This window comes from Methylobacterium sp. W2 (assembly GCF_020662345.1).
Lineage (GTDB): Bacteria > Pseudomonadota > Alphaproteobacteria > Rhizobiales > Beijerinckiaceae > Methylobacterium.
On the sequence record NZ_VMOA01000017.1, the window covers coordinates 16944 to 33558 of the forward strand.

16 protein-coding genes are annotated in these 16615 nt (G+C 66.9%); 13 read left to right on the plus strand and 3 right to left on the minus strand.

Annotated elements, in window-relative coordinates; genetic code table 11:
- Nucleotides 1-24 precede the first annotated feature (24 nt).
- Nucleotides 25-723 carry an MOSC domain-containing protein gene (locus FPV16_RS11600; RefSeq protein WP_227438339.1) on the minus strand — a complete coding sequence of 233 codons (699 nt, stop codon included), beginning with the start codon at nucleotides 721-723 and terminating at the stop codon, nucleotides 25-27.
- Nucleotides 724-860: 137 nt separating this feature from the next.
- On the opposite strand from FPV16_RS11600, the gene FPV16_RS11605 reads away from it, so the two are divergent.
- Nucleotides 861-1391 (plus strand): helix-turn-helix domain-containing protein, encoded by a 531-nt coding sequence (locus FPV16_RS11605; protein WP_227438340.1) that lies wholly within the window; start codon nucleotides 861-863, stop codon nucleotides 1389-1391.
- 24 nt (nucleotides 1392-1415) lie between these two features.
- Here FPV16_RS11605 and FPV16_RS11610 read toward each other — a convergent pair whose 3' ends face one another.
- On the minus strand, nucleotides 1416-2405 hold the full coding sequence (locus FPV16_RS11610; protein ID WP_227438341.1) for a polyphosphate kinase 2 family protein: 990 nt from the start codon (nucleotides 2403-2405) through the stop codon (nucleotides 1416-1418).
- A 182-nt stretch (nucleotides 2406-2587) separates the two neighbouring features.
- Between FPV16_RS11610 and FPV16_RS11615 the strand changes: the two genes are divergently transcribed.
- From FPV16_RS11615 to FPV16_RS11630, 4 genes are all read left to right on the plus strand, one after another.
- Nucleotides 2588-3172 (plus strand): histidine phosphatase family protein, encoded by a 585-nt coding sequence (locus FPV16_RS11615; protein ID WP_227438342.1) that lies wholly within the window; start codon nucleotides 2588-2590, stop codon nucleotides 3170-3172.
- Between the two features lie 256 nt (nucleotides 3173-3428).
- The gene (locus FPV16_RS11620; protein ID WP_227438343.1) at nucleotides 3429-7538 is read left to right on the plus strand and encodes a Pls/PosA family non-ribosomal peptide synthetase; all 4110 of its coding nucleotides are present in this window, start codon (nucleotides 3429-3431) and stop codon (nucleotides 7536-7538) included.
- A gap of 77 nt (nucleotides 7539-7615) precedes the next feature.
- Nucleotides 7616-7837, plus strand: coding sequence for an antitoxin MazE-like protein (locus tag FPV16_RS11625; RefSeq protein WP_227438344.1), 222 nt, complete (start codon nucleotides 7616-7618; stop codon nucleotides 7835-7837).
- Nucleotides 7834-8160, plus strand: a complete 327-nt coding sequence (locus FPV16_RS11630) for a type II toxin-antitoxin system PemK/MazF family toxin (protein ID WP_227438345.1) — start codon at nucleotides 7834-7836, stop codon at nucleotides 8158-8160. Before FPV16_RS11625 ends, FPV16_RS11630 begins: the two co-directional genes overlap by 4 nt.
- A 51-nt stretch (nucleotides 8161-8211) precedes the next feature.
- On the opposite strand, the gene FPV16_RS11635 is transcribed toward FPV16_RS11630, so the two are convergent.
- On the minus strand, nucleotides 8212-8868 hold the full coding sequence (locus FPV16_RS11635; protein ID WP_018043440.1) for an alpha/beta hydrolase: 657 nt from the start codon (nucleotides 8866-8868) through the stop codon (nucleotides 8212-8214).
- 266 nt (nucleotides 8869-9134) lie between these two features.
- On the opposite strand from FPV16_RS11635, the gene FPV16_RS11640 reads away from it, so the two are divergent.
- The 8 genes from FPV16_RS11640 to FPV16_RS11675 all read left to right on the plus strand — a co-directional run bounded on the left by FPV16_RS11640 (nucleotide 9135) and on the right by FPV16_RS11675 (nucleotide 16610).
- The gene (locus FPV16_RS11640) at nucleotides 9135-10295 is read left to right on the plus strand and encodes a cysteine desulfurase family protein (protein WP_227438346.1); all 1161 of its coding nucleotides are present in this window, start codon (nucleotides 9135-9137) and stop codon (nucleotides 10293-10295) included.
- 74 nt (nucleotides 10296-10369) lie between these two features.
- The gene (gene sufB, locus FPV16_RS11645) at nucleotides 10370-11839 is read left to right on the plus strand and encodes a Fe-S cluster assembly protein SufB (RefSeq protein ID WP_227438347.1); all 1470 of its coding nucleotides are present in this window, start codon (nucleotides 10370-10372) and stop codon (nucleotides 11837-11839) included.
- A gap of 9 nt (nucleotides 11840-11848) precedes the next feature.
- Entirely contained in the window at nucleotides 11849-12139 is a 291-nt protein-coding gene (locus tag FPV16_RS11650) for a CCDC90 family protein (RefSeq protein ID WP_227438348.1), read from the plus strand.
- A 56-nt stretch (nucleotides 12140-12195) separates the two neighbouring features.
- Nucleotides 12196-12948: a Fe-S cluster assembly ATPase SufC gene (sufC, locus tag FPV16_RS11655; RefSeq protein ID WP_027173688.1), complete on the plus strand. Its 753-nt coding sequence runs from the start codon at nucleotides 12196-12198 to the stop codon at nucleotides 12946-12948.
- A gap of 1 nt (nucleotide 12949) precedes the next feature.
- Complete coding sequence (gene sufD, locus FPV16_RS11660; RefSeq protein WP_227438349.1) at nucleotides 12950-14272, plus strand: Fe-S cluster assembly protein SufD; 1323 nt, start codon at nucleotides 12950-12952, stop codon at nucleotides 14270-14272.
- Nucleotides 14273-14444: 172 nt separating this feature from the next.
- The gene (locus tag FPV16_RS11665; protein WP_227438350.1) at nucleotides 14445-14972 is read left to right on the plus strand and encodes a hypothetical protein; all 528 of its coding nucleotides are present in this window, start codon (nucleotides 14445-14447) and stop codon (nucleotides 14970-14972) included.
- A gap of 7 nt (nucleotides 14973-14979) precedes the next feature.
- On the plus strand, nucleotides 14980-16218 hold the full coding sequence (locus FPV16_RS11670; RefSeq protein ID WP_227438351.1) for a cysteine desulfurase: 1239 nt from the start codon (nucleotides 14980-14982) through the stop codon (nucleotides 16216-16218).
- Between the two features lie 11 nt (nucleotides 16219-16229).
- Nucleotides 16230-16610, plus strand: coding sequence for an SUF system Fe-S cluster assembly protein (locus tag FPV16_RS11675; protein WP_227438352.1), 381 nt, complete (start codon nucleotides 16230-16232; stop codon nucleotides 16608-16610).
- The last annotated feature ends 5 nt before the right edge of the window (nucleotides 16611-16615 follow it).

Genomic DNA, 16615 nt, shown 5'->3' on the forward strand with positions numbered 1-16615 from the left:
ATCGCGAGCAAGCGCTCAGGACGGTCAGGCGGGGCTCGCGTCCCCCTGCAGCCGGGGTTTCCAATCCTCCACCTGCCCCTTCTCGAGGCGTCGTGCGGCCAGGGTTCGCCAGGACGTCGACAGGGACGGCAGGGCGGCGATCTCCGCCAGCGCCGCCCGATCGAGCCGGTCGACATAGAAGACCCGCAGCAGCCGCGACAGCGGCCAGTCCGGGTGCGCCCGTTCCACCAGCGCGAGATCGTCTCCCGCCCCGACCGTGCCGGTCTCGATGATGCGGTAATACCAGCCGGTCCGCCCGGTCTTCTGTACGCGCACGGCCATGTCGGACACGCCGAACCGGGCGTTCAACTTCCAGCACGGCTGACGGGCCTGGCTCACCTGGAGCAGGGCGGTACCGGCGCGCCAGAGATCACCGACGCAGATGTCGGCCTCGGTGAGGCCGCAGGTCGAGAGGTTCTCGCCGAAAGCACCCGGCCGCTCCACCAGTGCCGGCGCTCCGGGAAGGTCGGCTCGCCAGGCCGGAGCGTGATCGAGCGGATAATGATGGACGGCCTTCTCCGGCCCGCCATGGTGACGACGGTCCGCCTGCTCGTCGCCGTCCAGCCCCTCGAACCCGATCCGCACAGGGCCGGACGAGGCCGACTTATCGATGCCGCTGGGCTTGCCGGTCGGCCCGAGGGGCGCGACCCGCCCCATCAATACGGCATCGATCGTCACACGCATGGTCGGCCCCCACCGTCTTCACCAACGACAAACCATCAGACAACTTGTTGTCTGATGGTTTATCGTTGTCCCGTGGTCTTCGATTTGTCAACGGCGCATCGCGTTGCCGACCCGGTGAAAGCCGGTCATGTGGGGGCATGTCCGTCGCACAACGCATCCGGGCGCTTCGACGCCGCAGCCATCTCACCCTCGATGCCCTCGCCGCCCGCGTCGGGGTCCATAAGGGCCACCTGTCGCGCATCGAGCGCGGCCAGAAGACTCCCTCGCTGGCCACGCTGGAAGCCATCGCGACGGGGCTCGGGGCGAGCATGTCCGAACTGTTCGGGGAGAAGGCCGCCGCCGCCGACGTGATCGTCGCGCGCGCGGGCGCCAGGGTCACGACCCGTGACGCCGATTATGCGGTCCACGCTCTGCTGCCGGCCGAGGCGGGACGGGCCGCCGCCCTGTACATGGTCGAACCGGGTGCGACGTTCCTCACCGAGGATCGTCCTACCCATGCCGGCCAGGAGATCGCCTATGTCCTGGCGGGGGAGGTCGAACTCGTCGTCGCGGACCGCAGCGTCGTCCTCGGCGTCGGCGATTGCGCCACCTACGATGGCGGCCTGCCACATCGACTGCGCCGCCTCGGCGGCGGGCCGGCATCGGTGCTCGTCATCATCACCGGATGACACGGCGCAGCGGCGTCGTCCCCCTCAATCCGGCACCGTCAGCTTGGCGATGCCCGGCTGAGCGTCCGGATAGCGCGGGTCCATCGCCTCCAGGGTGTTGGCGATGGTGCGGGCGACGAGGAGGTTGCGGTACCATTTGCGGTTGGCCGGCACCACGTGCCAGGGCGCGTGCGAGGTGGAGCAGCGGCTCAGGGCATCGGTGAAGGCGCCCTGATAGGCATCCCAGGACTGGCGCTCGACGAGATCGGCCGCATCGAACTTCCAGTGCTTCTCGGGATCGGCGATCCGCGCCTCCAGGCGCTCCTTCTGCTCGTCCTTCGAGATGTGCAGGAAGAACTTCAGCACGGTGACGCCCGACAGGGTCAGCATCCGTTCGAAATCGTTGATCAGGTCGTAGCGCGGCCGCCACACCCCCTCCGGCTCCAGAGATTTCACCCGCACCACCAGCACGTCCTCGTAATGGCTGCGGTTGAACACGCCGATCATGCCGCGCCCCGGCACTTTGGCGTGGTAGCGCCAGAGGAAGTCGTGGTCGCGCTCCTCCGCACTCGGGACCTTGAACGACCAGACCCGGCACCCCTGCGGGTTCACCCCCTCGAAGACCGAGCGGATGGTGCCGTCCTTGCCGCCGGTATCGATGGCCTGAAGCACCACGAGGAGGCTGCGCCGATGCTCGGCATAGAGCCGCTCCTGCAGTGCCTGGATGCGGCCATGCTCCACGAGGAGCGCCTGTTTGGACGCCTCCTTGTCGAGCCCGCCGTCTGAACCGGCGTCGATCGCGGCCAGATCCAACGCCTCGCCCGGCTGCACGGTGACGATGCCCGGCGCAGCACAGGAGGCGAGGGCGGCCGTGTCGACCGGGCTGTCGCGTTTGGCATGGCGCATCGCCGAACGGGCCCAGGCGGCGGAGGAGGGCGGCTTGTCCGAGTCCGGGCGTGAGACGACTGGTTTGGGCTTGCGCGTCCTCACGTCGTTCGATTGGCCCGAATGCCGCTTGCCGCGCTTCTTCGCCATGATCACATTTCGCCTTATACGATATTCAATCGATGCCGCGGGCACCGCACCAGCGCACCGCCTCTCCGGGAAAGCGGTGTGCCGATGCCTGTAACGCCTGGAGCCACCTTGAGCGCGACAACGATCCGCGGCCTTGGCCGTTCCGGAAAAGCGCGGCGCCCCGCCATGAACGGCCGGCGCGCATGACGGTGTATTTCATCCGGCACGGCCAGACCGACTGGAACGCGGAGGGCCGCCTCCAGGGCCAGCGCGACGTGCCCCTCAATGCCACGGGGCTGGGCCAGGCCGAAAGCGTCGCCGAACGGCTGAAGGCCGTGGCGGGGGCCAGCCTCACCGAGGCCGCGTTCGTCGCGAGCCCGCTCACGCGCACGCGCCAGACGATGGAAGTGCTCCGGGCCAGCCTCGATCTCGCGCCCCAGGCCTATGCCGTCGACGCGCGCCTGATGGAGATCAATTTCGGCACCTGGGAAGGCTCGACCTGGGCCGAGATCCGCCGGCGCGACAGCCGTAGCGCCCTGGCGCGCGACCGCGACCGCTGGGGCTACCGTCCGCCCGGCGAGCATGGCGAGAGCTACGCCATGCTGGTGGACCGGGTCAGGCCGGCGATGGCGGACCTGCAGCGGCCGGCGGTCATCGTCGCCCATGGCGGGGTCGCCCGCGCCATCCTGGTGATCCTCGGCTATGCCAGCATCCGCGAGGCCCCCCGGATGGGCATCCGCCAGGGCAGCGTCCTCGTCCTCGACCAGTCCCGCTGGCGCTGGGCCTGAGGCGCTTTCTCCGCGAAGACCAGTTCTAGGCGGCTCGGCAAACGTGCTAAGCGGGCTCGCCTTGGCAAGCCTGCGCTTCCCTTCGCTTGGGGTTTGGAGTGTCGCAGGGTTTCGGACGCGAAACCGGTGACCACTTTCGCGAAACCTGCTTAGACGGCGCGACCATAGCGGGGCGCCGCGATTTCGGCACGATCCGGGCGCCTAACCCGGCCAAAAGGACGGTCTCGCAGCGGCGGGGCCGGCAGCGGAGCATCGGATGAGCAGTCTCGCCGAGACGACCCGGCCTCGGGCGGAGTCGCGTGTGGACAAGGCCGAACAGGACGAGACCGTGTTCGGCGCCGCAGCGCCAGAGCGGAAGGCCGTGCTGCGCGGAGAGAGCCGGCCGGACCTCATCCGGGACGAGGTTCTGGGAGAGATCTTCTCCGACAGCGCTCGCCTGCGCCCCGACCATCCGGCCATCATCGACGGTGCGAGCCGGGACGCGGCGGGCCGTCATCCGAAATTCTCCTATGCGGAGGTCGAGGCCCGCGCGCTCGCCATCGCCCGTGGCCTCGTCCATCGCGGCATCGGCCCCGCCGACGTCGTCGGCCTCTGGATGGCGCGCGGCCCCGACCTCCTGATCGCCCAGATCGGCATCACGATGTCGGGAGCGGCGTGGCTTCCCTTCGACGCCGAGGCTCCCGCCGACCGCGTGGCGGTGTGCCTCGACGATGCGCAAGCCAAGCTCCTCCTGGTCTCGCCCGCCCTCGCGCCCCAGGCGCCGACGGGAACCCCGGCCCTGACGACGGAGGCGCTTCTCGCCGAGGTGCCGGCGGATGCGCCGCGCCCCGATCCGCGCGGCGCCGGCCTCACGTCTGCGCATCCGGCCTATCTGATCTACACCTCGGGCTCCACGGGATTGCCCAAGGGCATCGTCATCAGCCACGCCAACATCTGCCACTTCCTGCGCTCGGGGAACGCCCTCTACGGCATGCGGCCCGACGACGTGGTGTTCCAGGGGGCCTCGGTGGCGTTCGATCTCTCCATGGAGGAGATCTGGGTTCCCTACCTCGTCGGAGCGACGCTGTTCGTGGCGAGCCCGGCGATGATGGGCGATGTCGAAGCGCTGCCCGACATCCTGACGCAGAACCGCGTCACCGTCCTCGACACGGTGCCGACGCTGCTCGCCATGCTGTCTCAGACCCTGCCGAGCGTCCGCCTCGTGCTCCTGGGCGGCGAGGCCCTGCCGGAGCCCCTGGTGGCCCGCTGGGCCACGGCCTCGCGACAGTTGTTCAACACCTACGGGCCGACCGAGGCCACGGTGGTGGCCACCGCCGCCGAGATGCGGCCGGGCGAGCCCGTCACGATCGGCGGGCCGATCCCGAACTATTCCGTCTACGTCGCCAGCGAGGGCCTGGAGCTGCTCGGGCCCGGTCAGCAGGGGGAGCTCCTCATCGGCGGCCCGGGCGTCGCCAAGGGCTATCTCCAGCGCCCGGAACTGAGCGCGGAAAAGTTCGTCGCCAACCCGTTCGCCTCCGACGGGACCGACCCGGTTCTCTACCGCTCGGGCGACGCGGTCTCCCTCGATGCGCAGGGGCGGATCGTTTTCCACGGGCGCATCGACGATCAGGTCAAGATCCGTGGCTTCCGGGTGGAACTCGGCGAGATCGAATCCCGCATCCAGGCGCAATCCGGCATCAACCAGGCGGCGGTGGTCCTGCGCCAGGACGACGGCGTCGACCGGCTCGTCGCCTTCCTGATCCCGGAGCGGGGAACGGAGTTCGACAAGGCCGCCCTGCGCCATACCCTCGCCGAGCAGATGCCGCCCTACATGGTGCCGGGGCATTTCGAGGTGGTGGAGGTGCTGCCCCGCCTGACCTCCGGCAAGGTCGACCGCAAGGCCCTGCGCATCGCGACCCTCACGGTCGCCGACCTGTCGGGCGAGCAGGAACTGCCCGACAACGAGACCGAGGCGGCGATGCTGGCCGCGGCGAAGCAGGTGTTCGGCAACCAGCCGATTCCGTTCGAGGCCGACTTCTTCACCGATCTCGGCGGCCACTCGTTGCTGGCCGCCCGTTTCGTCGGCGCAGTCCGCGAGGCTCCCGCCCTCGCGGCCATTACCCTGCAGGACGTCTACGGACGGCGAACCCTGCGGGCGATGGCGCACGAACTCATCGCGCGTACCGGTGGAATCGGCACGCAGATGGCGGTGCGCGACCTCGGATTCGCGGCCCCGCCGCTCCTGCGCCGGATCCTATGCGGCGCGGCCCAGGCGGCGGCCCTGCCGTTCGTGATCGCGCTCGCCACCTCGCAATGGCTCGGCATCTTCGTCACCTACCTGCTGCTCACCGGAGGTTCGCTCGGCTTCTTCGGCGAGCTCGCAGTGCTGCTCCTCGTCTATATCGGCATCAACGCCGTCACCGCCTGCATCGCGATCACCGCCAAATGGTTGATCCTCGGGCGCACCAAGCCCGGCCGCTACCCGCTCTGGGGCGTGTACTACTACCGCTGGTGGCTGACGCAGCGGCTGACACCACTGGTCCACGTGAAATGGCTCCAGGGCTCGCCCGCCATCGCCATCTACCTGCGCCTGCTGGGCGCGAAGATCGGCGAGGACGCGCTCATTTCCGACATCGAGGTCGGCGCACCCGACCTCCTCAGCATCGGGGCGGGAGCCTCGCTCGGCGGCCGTCTCGTCATCGCCAATGCCGAGGTTGTGGGCAACGAACTCGTCATCGGCTCCGTCAGCATCGGCGCGGACGTCGCCATCGGCACCTCCTGCGTCATCGGCCCCGAGACCACGATCGGCGATTTCGCCGAGATCGCGGATCTGACCACCATCCCCACCGGCACGGTGGTGGAACGCGCCGAGCAATGGGACGGCTCGCCCGGACGCAAGGTCGGCATGGCCGACCCCGCCGACCTGCCCGAGGCCGCCCAGGCCTCGCCCCGCCGGCGCGCGGGGTTCCTCGCCGTCTACGCCTTCCTGCTCGCGGCGATCCCGGCCGTCGGCCTGCTGCCGATCTTCCCGGCCTTCTACATCTTCGACCAGCTCAGCGATTCGCTCAGCGACATCACCGACATCGACTACCACTGGTACCTGCCGCTGCTGACCTGGCCCACCGCCATGCTGATGACGGCGGGCACGGTGCTCCTCATCGCCGGCATCCGCTGGCTCGTCCTGCCGCGGGTCTCGTCCGGCACCTACTCGATCCATAGCGGTTTCTATCTCCGCAAATGGGCGGTGGCGCTTGCCGCAGAAGTGACCCTGGAGACGCTCTCCTCGCTCTTCGCCACCGTCTACATGCGGGCCTGGTACCGGCTCATGGGCGCGCGGATGGGGCAGGGCGCCGAGATCTCCACCAACCTTGCCGGGCGCTACGATCTGGCGGATGTCGGCGCACGCAACTTCATCGCCGACGAGGTCGTGTTCGGCGAGGAGGAGATTCGCCGGGGCTGGATGCACATGCATCCCGTGAGCACCGGGGCCCGGGTCTTCGTCGGCAACGACGCCGTGGTGCCGCCGGGCGCCGTGATCCCCGACGACATGCTGGTCGGCATCAAGTCGAAGCCCCCCGCCAACGACAAGATGGCGCCGGGCGATACCTGGTTCGGCTCGCCGCCGATCAAGCTGCCCTCGCGCCAGAAAGTCGATCTCGGCTCGGACGCGCAGACCTACGAGCCGGGCATTGGGCCGAAGCTGCGGCGCGGCATCTTTGAGGCGTTCTCGACCTCGTTCTCGCCGATGCTGTTCATCACGCTGGCTATCTCGGCCATCGATTTCTACTTCTACCCCGCCATCCTCGCCCAGGACTGGACCGGCCTCGCCGTCAGCTTCGTCGTCGTCAGCGTCGCCATCGCCTTCATCCAGTCCTTCACCGTAATCGGGGTGAAATGGCTGCTGATGGGCGTGTATCAGCCCGGTATGCGGCCGATGTGGTCGTGGTGGGCCATGCGCACTGAGGCCGTGGCCGTGCTGTACTGGGGCCTCGCCGGCAAGGTGCTGCTGGAGCATCTGGTCGGCACGCCGTTCCTGCCCTGGATGCTGCGCCTCCTCGGGGTCAAGGTCGGCCGTGGCGTCTGCATGCTCACCACGGACATCACCGAATTCGACTGCGTCACCATCGGCGACTATTCGGTGATCAACCGGACCTCGGCGCTCCAGACCCATCTCTACGAGGACCGCATCATGAAAGTCGGCCGCGTGGTCGTGGGCGAGGGCGTGTCGGTGGGGGCCTTCTCGACGGTCCTCTACGACACCAAGGTCGGCGACTATGCGCGGCTTCGCCCGCTCACCATCGTGATGAAAGGCGAGACGATCCCGAGCCATTCGGAATGGGAGGGGGCGCCGGCGGTGCCGGTGATTCACAAGGCGGCAGAGGTCTGACGCGGCGACTGCTCTTCCTTCCGCCTGGGTAGCGCGCTACCTATGTGCCTCATCGGTTGCGCTATCTCGGAGAAGCCATGGCCCGCGCGGATCCCCGGGACGAATCGAGCAAGTTCAAGCGCTACCGCGAGGCGCAGGCCCGCCGGGGAATGAAGCTTCTGCGTGTCTGGGTGCCGGATCCCCGCTCCCCGGATTTTCAGGCGGCGGCTGCAAGCCAGGCGGCCTTGTTGCGCGAGGCTCCGGAAGAAGCGGAGGCCCTCGGTTTCATCGCCGCCGCGTCCGACTGGCCCGAGGCGTGAAGAGAGGCGACATCGTCACCGTTTCGGCCCCCGGGGCCTACGGCAAGCCGCGCCCCGCGATCGTCGTTCAATCCGACTGGCTGACCGAGACGGAGAGCGTGCTCGCGGCCCTGCTCACCAGCACGTTACGGGAGGCACCGATCTTCCGCCTGACCGTTCAGCCTTCCGTCGGGAACGGCCTCAAGCTTCCGTCTCAGGTCATGGTCGACAAGATCATGGCCCTGCCGCGAGACAAATGCGGGGCCATTGTCGGCCGCTTGGATACCGGTTCGCTGGTCACCCTGAACCAGATGCTGTCGGTGGTTCTGGGTCTCGCCGATTGAGAGGTCGCCCGCGAGAAGCCGAGGGCGACCAATCAATTCCCCTCGCCGGTCTCAGCCCACCTGATCCTTCGGGCCGAGCCGCTTGTCGAGATAGGTGTCGACCGTCTGGGTCAGCTCGTCGACCTTGCCGTCGAAGAAGTGGTTGGCGCCTTCCACCACCTGATGCTCGATGATGACGCCCTTCTGCACCTTCACCTTCTCGATCACAGGCATCACCTCGCGGGCCGGGGCGACCCGGTCCTCGGAGCCGTGCACGAACAGGCCGGAAGACGGGCAGGGGGCCAGGAAGGTGAAATCGTAGCGGTTGGCCATGGCCGCGATGGAGATGAAGCCCTCGATCTCGGGGCGGCGCATCAGCAGCTGCATGCCGATCCACGAGCCGAACGAGACGCCGGCGATCCAGCAGGCCCGCGCTTCGGGGTTGACCGACTGCACCCAATCGAGCGCCGAAGCCGCATCGGACAATTCGCCGGTGCCATGGTCGAAATTGCCCTGGCTGCGGCCGACGCCACGGAAATTGAAGCGGAGCGCCGCGAAGCCGCGATTGGCGAAGGTGTAGAAAAGATTGTACACGATCTGATTGTTCATCGTGCCCCCGAACTGGGGGTGCGGATGCAGCACGATCGCGATCGGCGCGCCCTTCTTCTTGGGCGCCTGATAGCGCCCTTCGAGACGGCCGGCGGGACCGGTGAAGATGACTTCGGGCATGGTCTTTCCAAAACTCCTGGCGCCGCAGTGCGAGGGCAACCCATCCTTGTCGGCCAACGCGCCTTGACTCGCTGCGCCGCACTCTTAAAAACGCTCTTAGAATAATTCTAGGTTATTAGAATCATTCTAAACTAGATCGCTTCGAGAGATCTCGGATCGGTCGCCTCCCGAAGCTCGGCGCTTGGCGAAGACGTGTCGTTCCGGCGCCTTAGCATGATGACGGGGGGCAAAAGCAAGGAAATGTCGGTTCGGACCTTGACCAACGCATGAGTGTTTCGCGCGCCTATCTCGACCACAACGCGACATCGCCGGTTCGTCCGGAGGTGGCGGCGGCGGTCGCGCGGGCGCTCGAACTGCCGGGCAACCCCTCGTCGATCCATCGCGAGGGCCGCGCGGCCAAGGCCGCGCTGGAAGCGGCACGCGAGCATGTCGCCGCCCTGGTCGGCGCCGGCCGTGGCCGCGTCGTCTTCACCAGCGGCGGCACCGAGGCGGCCAATGCGGTCCTGTCGGGTGCGCTGACCAAGACCGGATGTCCCGCGCCGACGCGCCTCCTTGTGGGTGCCACCGAGCATCCCTGCGTCGCGGTAGGACACCGCTTCGCGCCCGGATCAGTGGCGATCGTGCCGGTTTTGCCGTCCGGCCTGATCGACCTCGCCGCTCTGGAGCGGGGCCTGGAGCGGGCGGGGGACGAGGCAGTGCTGATCTCGGTTCACGCCGCCAACAACGAGACCGGCGTGGTCCAGCCCCTCGCCGAGATCGTCGCCTTGGCCAAAACGCATGGCCGCGCCCTCGTCCATAGCGACGCGGTGCAGGCGGTGGGGAAAGTCCCTGTCGATGTCGCGGGCCTCGGCCTCGATGCCCTCACCCTGTCCGGCCACAAATTCGCCGCGCCGAAGGGCACGGGTGCCATCGTGCTGGCCGAAGGCGTCACCCTCGAACAGGCTTTCGTGCGCGGCGGCGGCCAGGAATCGCGCCAGCGCTGCGGCACGGAGAACCTGCCCGGCCTCGTCGGGTTGGGCGAGGCGGCGCGGATCGCCCGGGCGGGTCTCTCGGCGATCGATGCCGACCTTCGGGATTCCGTGGAAGCCGCCCTGCTTCGGATCGCCCCGGATGCCGTCATTTTCGGGAGCGGCGCGCCGCGCCTTCCCAACACCCTGTGCTTTTCCGTGCCGGGCCTCGATGCGGCAACCGCGCTGATGGCGCTGGATCTCGCCGGCATCGCGGTCTCGTCCGGATCGGCCTGCTCGTCGGGCAAGGTTGGCCGCTCGACCGTTCTGGCCGCCATGGGCGTCAGCCCCGCGCTGGCTGCGGGGGCGCTCCGCGTCAGTTTCGGCTGGAACAGCACGGAAAGCGACGGCTCACGCTTCCTCACGGCCTTCGAACGGCATGTGGGGACCCTATATCAACGGCGAGGGCAGGCGGCCTGAAGCGCCGTCCACCCAAGCCATCCTCTCGCGAAAACCCCCGGCCCTTGACGCCGGTGTAGGTCAGGAGACGTGCAATGCCTGCAGTGCAGGAAACCATCGACCGGGTCCGCTCTATCGACCTCGACCAGTACAAGTACGGGTTCGAGACCACGATCGAGATGGAGAAGTCTGCAAAGGGCATCTCCGAGGATGTGGTGCGCTTCATCTCGGCCAAGAAGGACGAGCCCGAATGGATGCTGGCCTGGCGCCTCGACGCCTACAAGCGCTGGCAGACCATGAAGGAGCCCGAATGGGCGCGTGTCGAGTACGACAAGGTCGATTACAGCGACATCTACTATTACGCGGCCCCGAAGCGTCCGGCCGCGATGTCGCTGGACGAGATCGATCCGGAGATCCTGAAGACCTACGAGAAGCTGGGCATTCCCCTGCGCGAGGTCGAGGTGCTGGAAGGCATCGCCCCCGAGCGCCGGGTCGCCGTGGACGCGGTGTTCGATTCGGTCTCGGTGGCCACCACTTTCAAGGCGGAACTGTCGAAGGCCGGTGTGATCTTCATGCCGATCTCCGAGGCGATCCGTGAGTACCCGGAGCTGGTGCGCAAGTACCTCGGCTCGGTCGTGCCCGTGACCGACAACTTCTTCGCGACCCTGAACTCGGCTGTCTTTTCCGACGGCTCGTTCGTCTACATCCCGCCGGGCGTGCGCTGCCCGATGGAACTCTCGACCTATTTCCGCATCAACGAGCGCGATACCGGTCAGTTCGAGCGCACGCTGATCATCGCCGACAAGGGCTCTTACGTCTCGTATCTCGAGGGCTGCACCGCCCCGAAGCGCGACGACAACCAGCTCCACGCCGCCGTGGTCGAACTCGTCGCGCTGGACGACGCCGAGATCAAGTACTCGACGGTCCAGAACTGGTACCCCGGCGACAACGAGGGCAAGGGCGGCATCTACAATTTCGTCACCAAGCGCGGCGATTGCCGCGGCGCGAACTCGAAGATCTCGTGGACGCAGGTCGAGACCGGCTCGGCGATCACCTGGAAGTACCCGTCCTGCATCCTGCGCGGCGACAATTCCCGTGGCGAGTTCTACTCGATCGCGGTGTCGAACGGCATGCAGCAGGTCGATTCCGGCACCAAGATGATCCATCTCGGCAAGAACACGACGAGCCGGATCATCTCGAAGGGTATTTCGGCCGGGCGTTCGCAGAACACCTACCGGGGTCTCGTCTCGGCGCACCGGAAGGCCACGGGCGCGCGCAACTTCACCAACTGCGATTCTCTCCTCATCGGCGACCAGTGCGGCGCGCATACCGTGCCGTACATCGAGTCGAAGAATTCCTCCGCTCAGTTCGAGCACGAGGCCACCACCTCGAAGATCTCGGAAGACCAGATGTTCTACTGCCAGCAGCGCGGTCTCTCCAACGAGGAGGCAACCGCGCTCATCGTCAACGGCTTCGTCCGCGACGTGCTGCAGCAACTGCCGATGGAGTTCGCCGTGGAAGCCCAGAAGTTGATCTCGATCAGCCTCGAAGGCTCGGTGGGCTAAGAGGACGACATGGCTTTCGCGTTCGATACTCTCAAGTTCACCCAACGCCTCGAACAGGTGGGCGTCGGACGCGAACAGGCCATTGCCCACGCCGAACTGGCTCGGGACATGATCATCGCCGATTCTGCGACCAGAGCGGATTTGGCCGATCTGGAAAAGGTCCTTCGATCGGACCTCAAATCTTTCAAATCCGAGATCGATAGCTCGCTCCGCGAACTCGAACTCCGCATGACCGTGAGGCTCGGGGCGATCATCGGCGCTGCCGTCGCCGTCATCGCCGCACTTCAGAAATTCCTCTGACGCCCCGGCCCATCCCGGGGATTAACGTCAGGCATCGAAACCAGGACTACACTCAGATGATCGAAATCAAGAACCTGACCGTCGCCATCGAGGACAAGCAGATCCTCAACGGCCTCAACCTCACGGTGAACGACGGCGAAGTTGCAGCCATTATGGGTCCGAACGGCTCGGGCAAATCGACCCTGTCCTACGTCATCGCCGGCAAGGAGGATTACGAGGTCACCGACGGCGAGATCCTCCTCGACGGCGTGAACATCCTCGAAATGAGCCCCGACGAGCGCGCGGCCTCCGGCGTGTTCCTGGCCTTCCAGTATCCGTTGGAGATCCCCGGGGTCGGCACCATGACCTTCCTCAAGGCGACGCTGAACGCCCAGCGCCGGGCGCGCGGCGAAGGCGAGCTCTCCACTCCCGACTTCATCCGCAAGGTGAACGGCGCGGCCGAGAAGCTCGAGATCAACAAGGAGATGCTCAAGCGCGCCCTCAATGTCGGGTTCTCCGGCGGCGAGAAGAAGCGCATGGAGATCCTGCAGATGGCGCTGCTGGAGCCAAAATTCTGCGTCCTCGACGAAACCGATTCCGGCCTCGACATCGATGCCCTCCGCATCGTTTCAGGGGGCGTGAACGCCCTGCGCGCGCAGGGCCGCTCGTTCCTCGTCATCACCCACTACCAGCGCCTGCTCGACTACATCGTGCCAGACGTGGTCCACGTGATGTCGCAAGGGCGCATCGTGAAGTCGGGCGACAAGGATCTGGCTAAGGCGCTCGAAGCGTCCGGCTATGCCGAGTACCGCACGAACGAGGCCGCCTGATATGGCCGACATCACCCCCTTGCGCACGGCGGCCGAGACCGCCCTGTCGAAGCTCTTCGAAGCCACGAAGATGAAGTACCCCACGGGCGTGTCCATCGCCCGCGAGGAGGCGTTCCGCTATTTCGAGGCGGTCGGCCTGCCCACCCGCCGCGTCGAGGCGTTCAAGTACACAGACCTGCGCTCGGCCTTTCGCGACGCCGCCCATCCGGCAGAGATGCCCTCGGCCGAGACCGCGAAGGCGGCATCCGCCGAGGCCAAGGGCTTTGCCGGGATCGAGGCCGTACGCCTGACCTTCGTCAACGGCCACTTCATCGCCGAGGAATCCGATCTCGGCCGCATCCCGGCCGGCATTACCGTGACGCCGCTGACCCAGGCTCTCACCGAGGGCAACGCGCTCCTCGAGCGGTTGACGCCCGTGCGTCAGGCCTCCGAGAACGCGATCTATCAGCTTAACACCGCGTTCCTGGCCGATGGCGCCCTGATCGCGGTAGAGGCCGGCGCCAAGGTCGAGACGCCGCTTCACCTGCGCTTCATCGGCACCGGCACGGAGGCCTATTCCACGGCCACCCGCGTGCTCGTCACGCTTGGGGAGGGCGCGGACGCGTTCGTGCTCGAAAGCCACGAGGGAGCAGACGGCATCGCCTACCAGCCCAACGACGCGGTGGACGTGGTGGTGGGCGACGACGCCATCTTCCGCCATGCGCGCCTGAACGCGGAAGGCCGCGAGGCCGTGGCGCTGTCGACCCTTTCGGTCAAGCTCGGCGCCAGATCCGCGGTGGAGACCGTCAATGTGGTCGTCGGCGGCGTGCTCTCGCGCCATCAGGTCTACCTGAACTTCGCGGGCGCCGACGGCAACGCCATCGTCAACGGTGCCGCGATGCTCAACGGCAAGCAGCTCGCCGACACGACATTCTTGGCCGACCATGCTGGCACGGGCGGCGTCAGCCGCGAGCTGTTCAAGACCGTCGTCGACGGACAGGCCACCGGCGTGTTCCAGGGCAAGATCATCGTCCAACAGGCGGCCCAGCAGACCGACGGCAAGATGATGTCGGCCTGTCTCATCCTCTCCGACGAGGGGCAGATGATGAACAAGCCGGAGCTGGAGATCTTCGCCGACGACGTCGCCTGCGGCCATGGCGCCACCTGCGGCGCGCTGGACGATGACCTGCTGTTCTACCTGATGCAGCGCGGCCTGCCGAAGCCGGAAGCCGAGAGCCTGCTGGTCCAGGCCTTCCTGGGTGCCGCCATCGAGTCGGTGAGCCACGAGGGCGCGCGCAAGGCGCTGATCGGCACGATCGAGGCGTGGCTGAAGGCGCGGGGGTAAACGACACTTCGCCATGACAAGCACTGCGCCCGCCGGACACGGCTACTCGCTTGGAATGGCTGTTCGGCACCTGCTGACCGGCCCTTTTAGACCTCGCGCAGCCCTGCGCGAGGGATTGGCCTCCGGACTCGGTGAGCGGGGTCGGATCGTTCTCTTCGCGGGGGCCACCACGTTGTACGGTCTGGCCGATCCATCGGCGCGTGCGGCGGGCGAGAACTACGTCGAGACGGTCCGGCAATCCACCGGTCCGTACGTTTGGGCGCTCGGCCTGGCCCTCGTGGTTGCGCTGCTCGGCATACTCGTCATCGTGCTCTACCTAGGCCAGAGCGTGGTTCTGCATGCCGTGTTCCGGCTCGGTGCCCGCTCGAAACCGACATTCGCAGTGACCCGTTCGGTTCTGGCCTTGGCCGACTGGATCACAGTCGGCCTCGGCTGCGTGCTCCTGCTGGCGACACGGAGCCTCCTGCCGCAGGTGTCGATAGATGCACAGAGCGTCGAGTCAGCGCTTCTCCTGGCGGCGATCGCCCCCTACCTCGTGCTCCTCATCTCCGAGGCAACCGGATCGTCACGCGTCAGGTCCGCCATACTGCTGCTGCTCGTCTTTGTCGGAGACGCCGCCATCTCATTCGGCATCGACGCCGGTCTCGAACATCTGAACGCTTTTTTACGCAGCGTCAGTCCCGAACATGAGCCAGTCTGAGGTTTCGATGCCCACGATCGATACTCCCTACGACGTCGAGGCGATCCGGGCCGAGTTCCCGATCCTGGCCCAAAAGGTCTACGGTCGGCCGCTGGTCTATCTCGACAACGCCGCTTCGTCGCAGAAGCCGCGGGCGGTGATCGATGCGATGGTGAACTGCATGGAGACCGGCTACGCCAACGTCCATCGCGGCCTGCACTTCATGGCCAACGCCGCGACCGAGGGGTTCGAGGGCGCGCGCGAGACCACGCGGCAGTTCCTCAACGCCGAGTCCACCGACGAGATCATCTTCACCCGCAACGCCACGGAGGCCTACAACCTCGTGGCCTCGTCCATGGGGCTGATGGGTCAGATCGGGGAGGGGGACGAGATCATCCTCTCGATCATGGAGCACCATTCCAACATCGTGCCCTGGCACTTTTTGCGCGAGCGGAGAGGAGCCGTCATCAAGTGGGCGCCGGTGGACGACGCTGGCAACTTCCTCGTCGACGAGTACGAGAAACTGTTCACACCGCGCACGAAGATGGTGGCGATTACCCACATGTCGAATGTGCTCGGCACGGTGACACCGGCCGCCGAGATCGTCCGCATCGCCCACGCCCACGGCGTGCCGGTGCTCCTCGACGGGGCGCAGAGCGCCGTCCATGGGCCCATCGACGTGAAGGCGCTCGATTGCGACTTCTTCGTTTTCACCGGCCACAAGGTCTACGGACCCACCGGCATCGGCGTGCTCTACGGCAAGAAGGACTGGCTGGAGCGCTTGCCCCCCTACCAGGGCGGCGGCGAGATGATCCGTACCGTCTCTCAGGACACGATCACCTACAACGACCCGCCCCACCGCTTCGAGGCCGGTACCCCGGCCATCATCGAGGCCGTGGGCCTCGGCGCAGCCCTGGAATTCATGATGACGCTCGGCCGCGAAAAGATCGCAGCGCACGAGGCGTCGCTCCTCGCCTATGCGCAGGAGCGCCTCGGGGCCATGAACTCCGTGCGGATGATCGGCACCGCCGAGGGCAAGGGCGGGGTCATCGCCTTCGAGATGAAAGGCGCCCATGCCCACGACATCGCCACCGTGATCGACCGTTACGGCGTCGCGATCCGGGCCGGCACCCATTGCGCCATGCCGCTGCTCACACGATTCGGTGCGACCTCCACCTGTCGCGCCTCGTTCGGCCTGTATAATACCCATGCGGAAGTGGACGCCCTCGCCGAGGCACTGGCCAAGGCCGAGATGATGTTCGCCTGAGGATCCACACCATGAGCGACTCGACCATCACCGGCGGAGCCAACACCCCCGCCATCGCCAGCGATTCGGCGATCCCGCCCGAAGAGCTCGACCGCCTGACGGACGCCATCGTCGCGGCGCTGAAGAGCGTCTACGATCCCGAGATCCCGGCCGACATCTACGAGCTCGGCCTGATCTACAAGGTCGACATCGCCGACGACCGCACGGTCGCCATCGACATGACGCTGACGGCGCCGGGCTGTCCCGTGGCCGGCGAGATGCCGGGCTGGGTCGAGACGGCGGTCGCCGCCGTGCCGGGCATCCAGTCCTGCACCGTGACGATGGTGTTCGATCCGCCGTGGGACCAGAGCCGGATGTCCGACGAGGCCCGCGTCGCCCTCGACATGTGGTAGTGCGC

Bases quoted from the DNA above. Each gene is read 5' to 3' on its own strand.
- sufC (WP_027173688.1), top strand. From the start codon at position 12,196: ATGATCGAAATCAAGAACCTGACCGTCGCCATCGAGGACAAGCAGATC.
- FPV16_RS11600 (WP_227438339.1), bottom strand. From the start codon at position 723: ATGCGTGTGACGATCGATGCCGTATTGATGGGGCGGGTCGCGCCCCTC.
- sufD (WP_227438349.1), top strand. From the start codon at position 12,950: ATGGCCGACATCACCCCCTTGCGCACGGCGGCCGAGACCGCCCTGTCG.
- FPV16_RS11615 (WP_227438342.1), top strand. From the start codon at position 2,588: ATGACGGTGTATTTCATCCGGCACGGCCAGACCGACTGGAACGCGGAG.
- FPV16_RS11675 (WP_227438352.1), top strand. From the start codon at position 16,230: ATGAGCGACTCGACCATCACCGGCGGAGCCAACACCCCCGCCATCGCC.
- FPV16_RS11670 (WP_227438351.1), top strand. From the start codon at position 14,980: ATGCCCACGATCGATACTCCCTACGACGTCGAGGCGATCCGGGCCGAG.
- FPV16_RS11640 (WP_227438346.1), top strand. From the start codon at position 9,135: ATGAGTGTTTCGCGCGCCTATCTCGACCACAACGCGACATCGCCGGTT.
- FPV16_RS11610 (WP_227438341.1), bottom strand. From the start codon at position 2,405: ATGGCGAAGAAGCGCGGCAAGCGGCATTCGGGCCAATCGAACGACGTG.
- sufB (WP_227438347.1), top strand. From the start codon at position 10,370: ATGCCTGCAGTGCAGGAAACCATCGACCGGGTCCGCTCTATCGACCTC.
- FPV16_RS11605 (WP_227438340.1), top strand. From the start codon at position 861: ATGTCCGTCGCACAACGCATCCGGGCGCTTCGACGCCGCAGCCATCTC.
- FPV16_RS11650 (WP_227438348.1), top strand. From the start codon at position 11,849: ATGGCTTTCGCGTTCGATACTCTCAAGTTCACCCAACGCCTCGAACAG.
- FPV16_RS11620 (WP_227438343.1), top strand. From the start codon at position 3,429: ATGAGCAGTCTCGCCGAGACGACCCGGCCTCGGGCGGAGTCGCGTGTG.
- FPV16_RS11635 (WP_018043440.1), bottom strand. From the start codon at position 8,868: ATGCCCGAAGTCATCTTCACCGGTCCCGCCGGCCGTCTCGAAGGGCGC.
- FPV16_RS11625 (WP_227438344.1), top strand. From the start codon at position 7,616: ATGGCCCGCGCGGATCCCCGGGACGAATCGAGCAAGTTCAAGCGCTAC.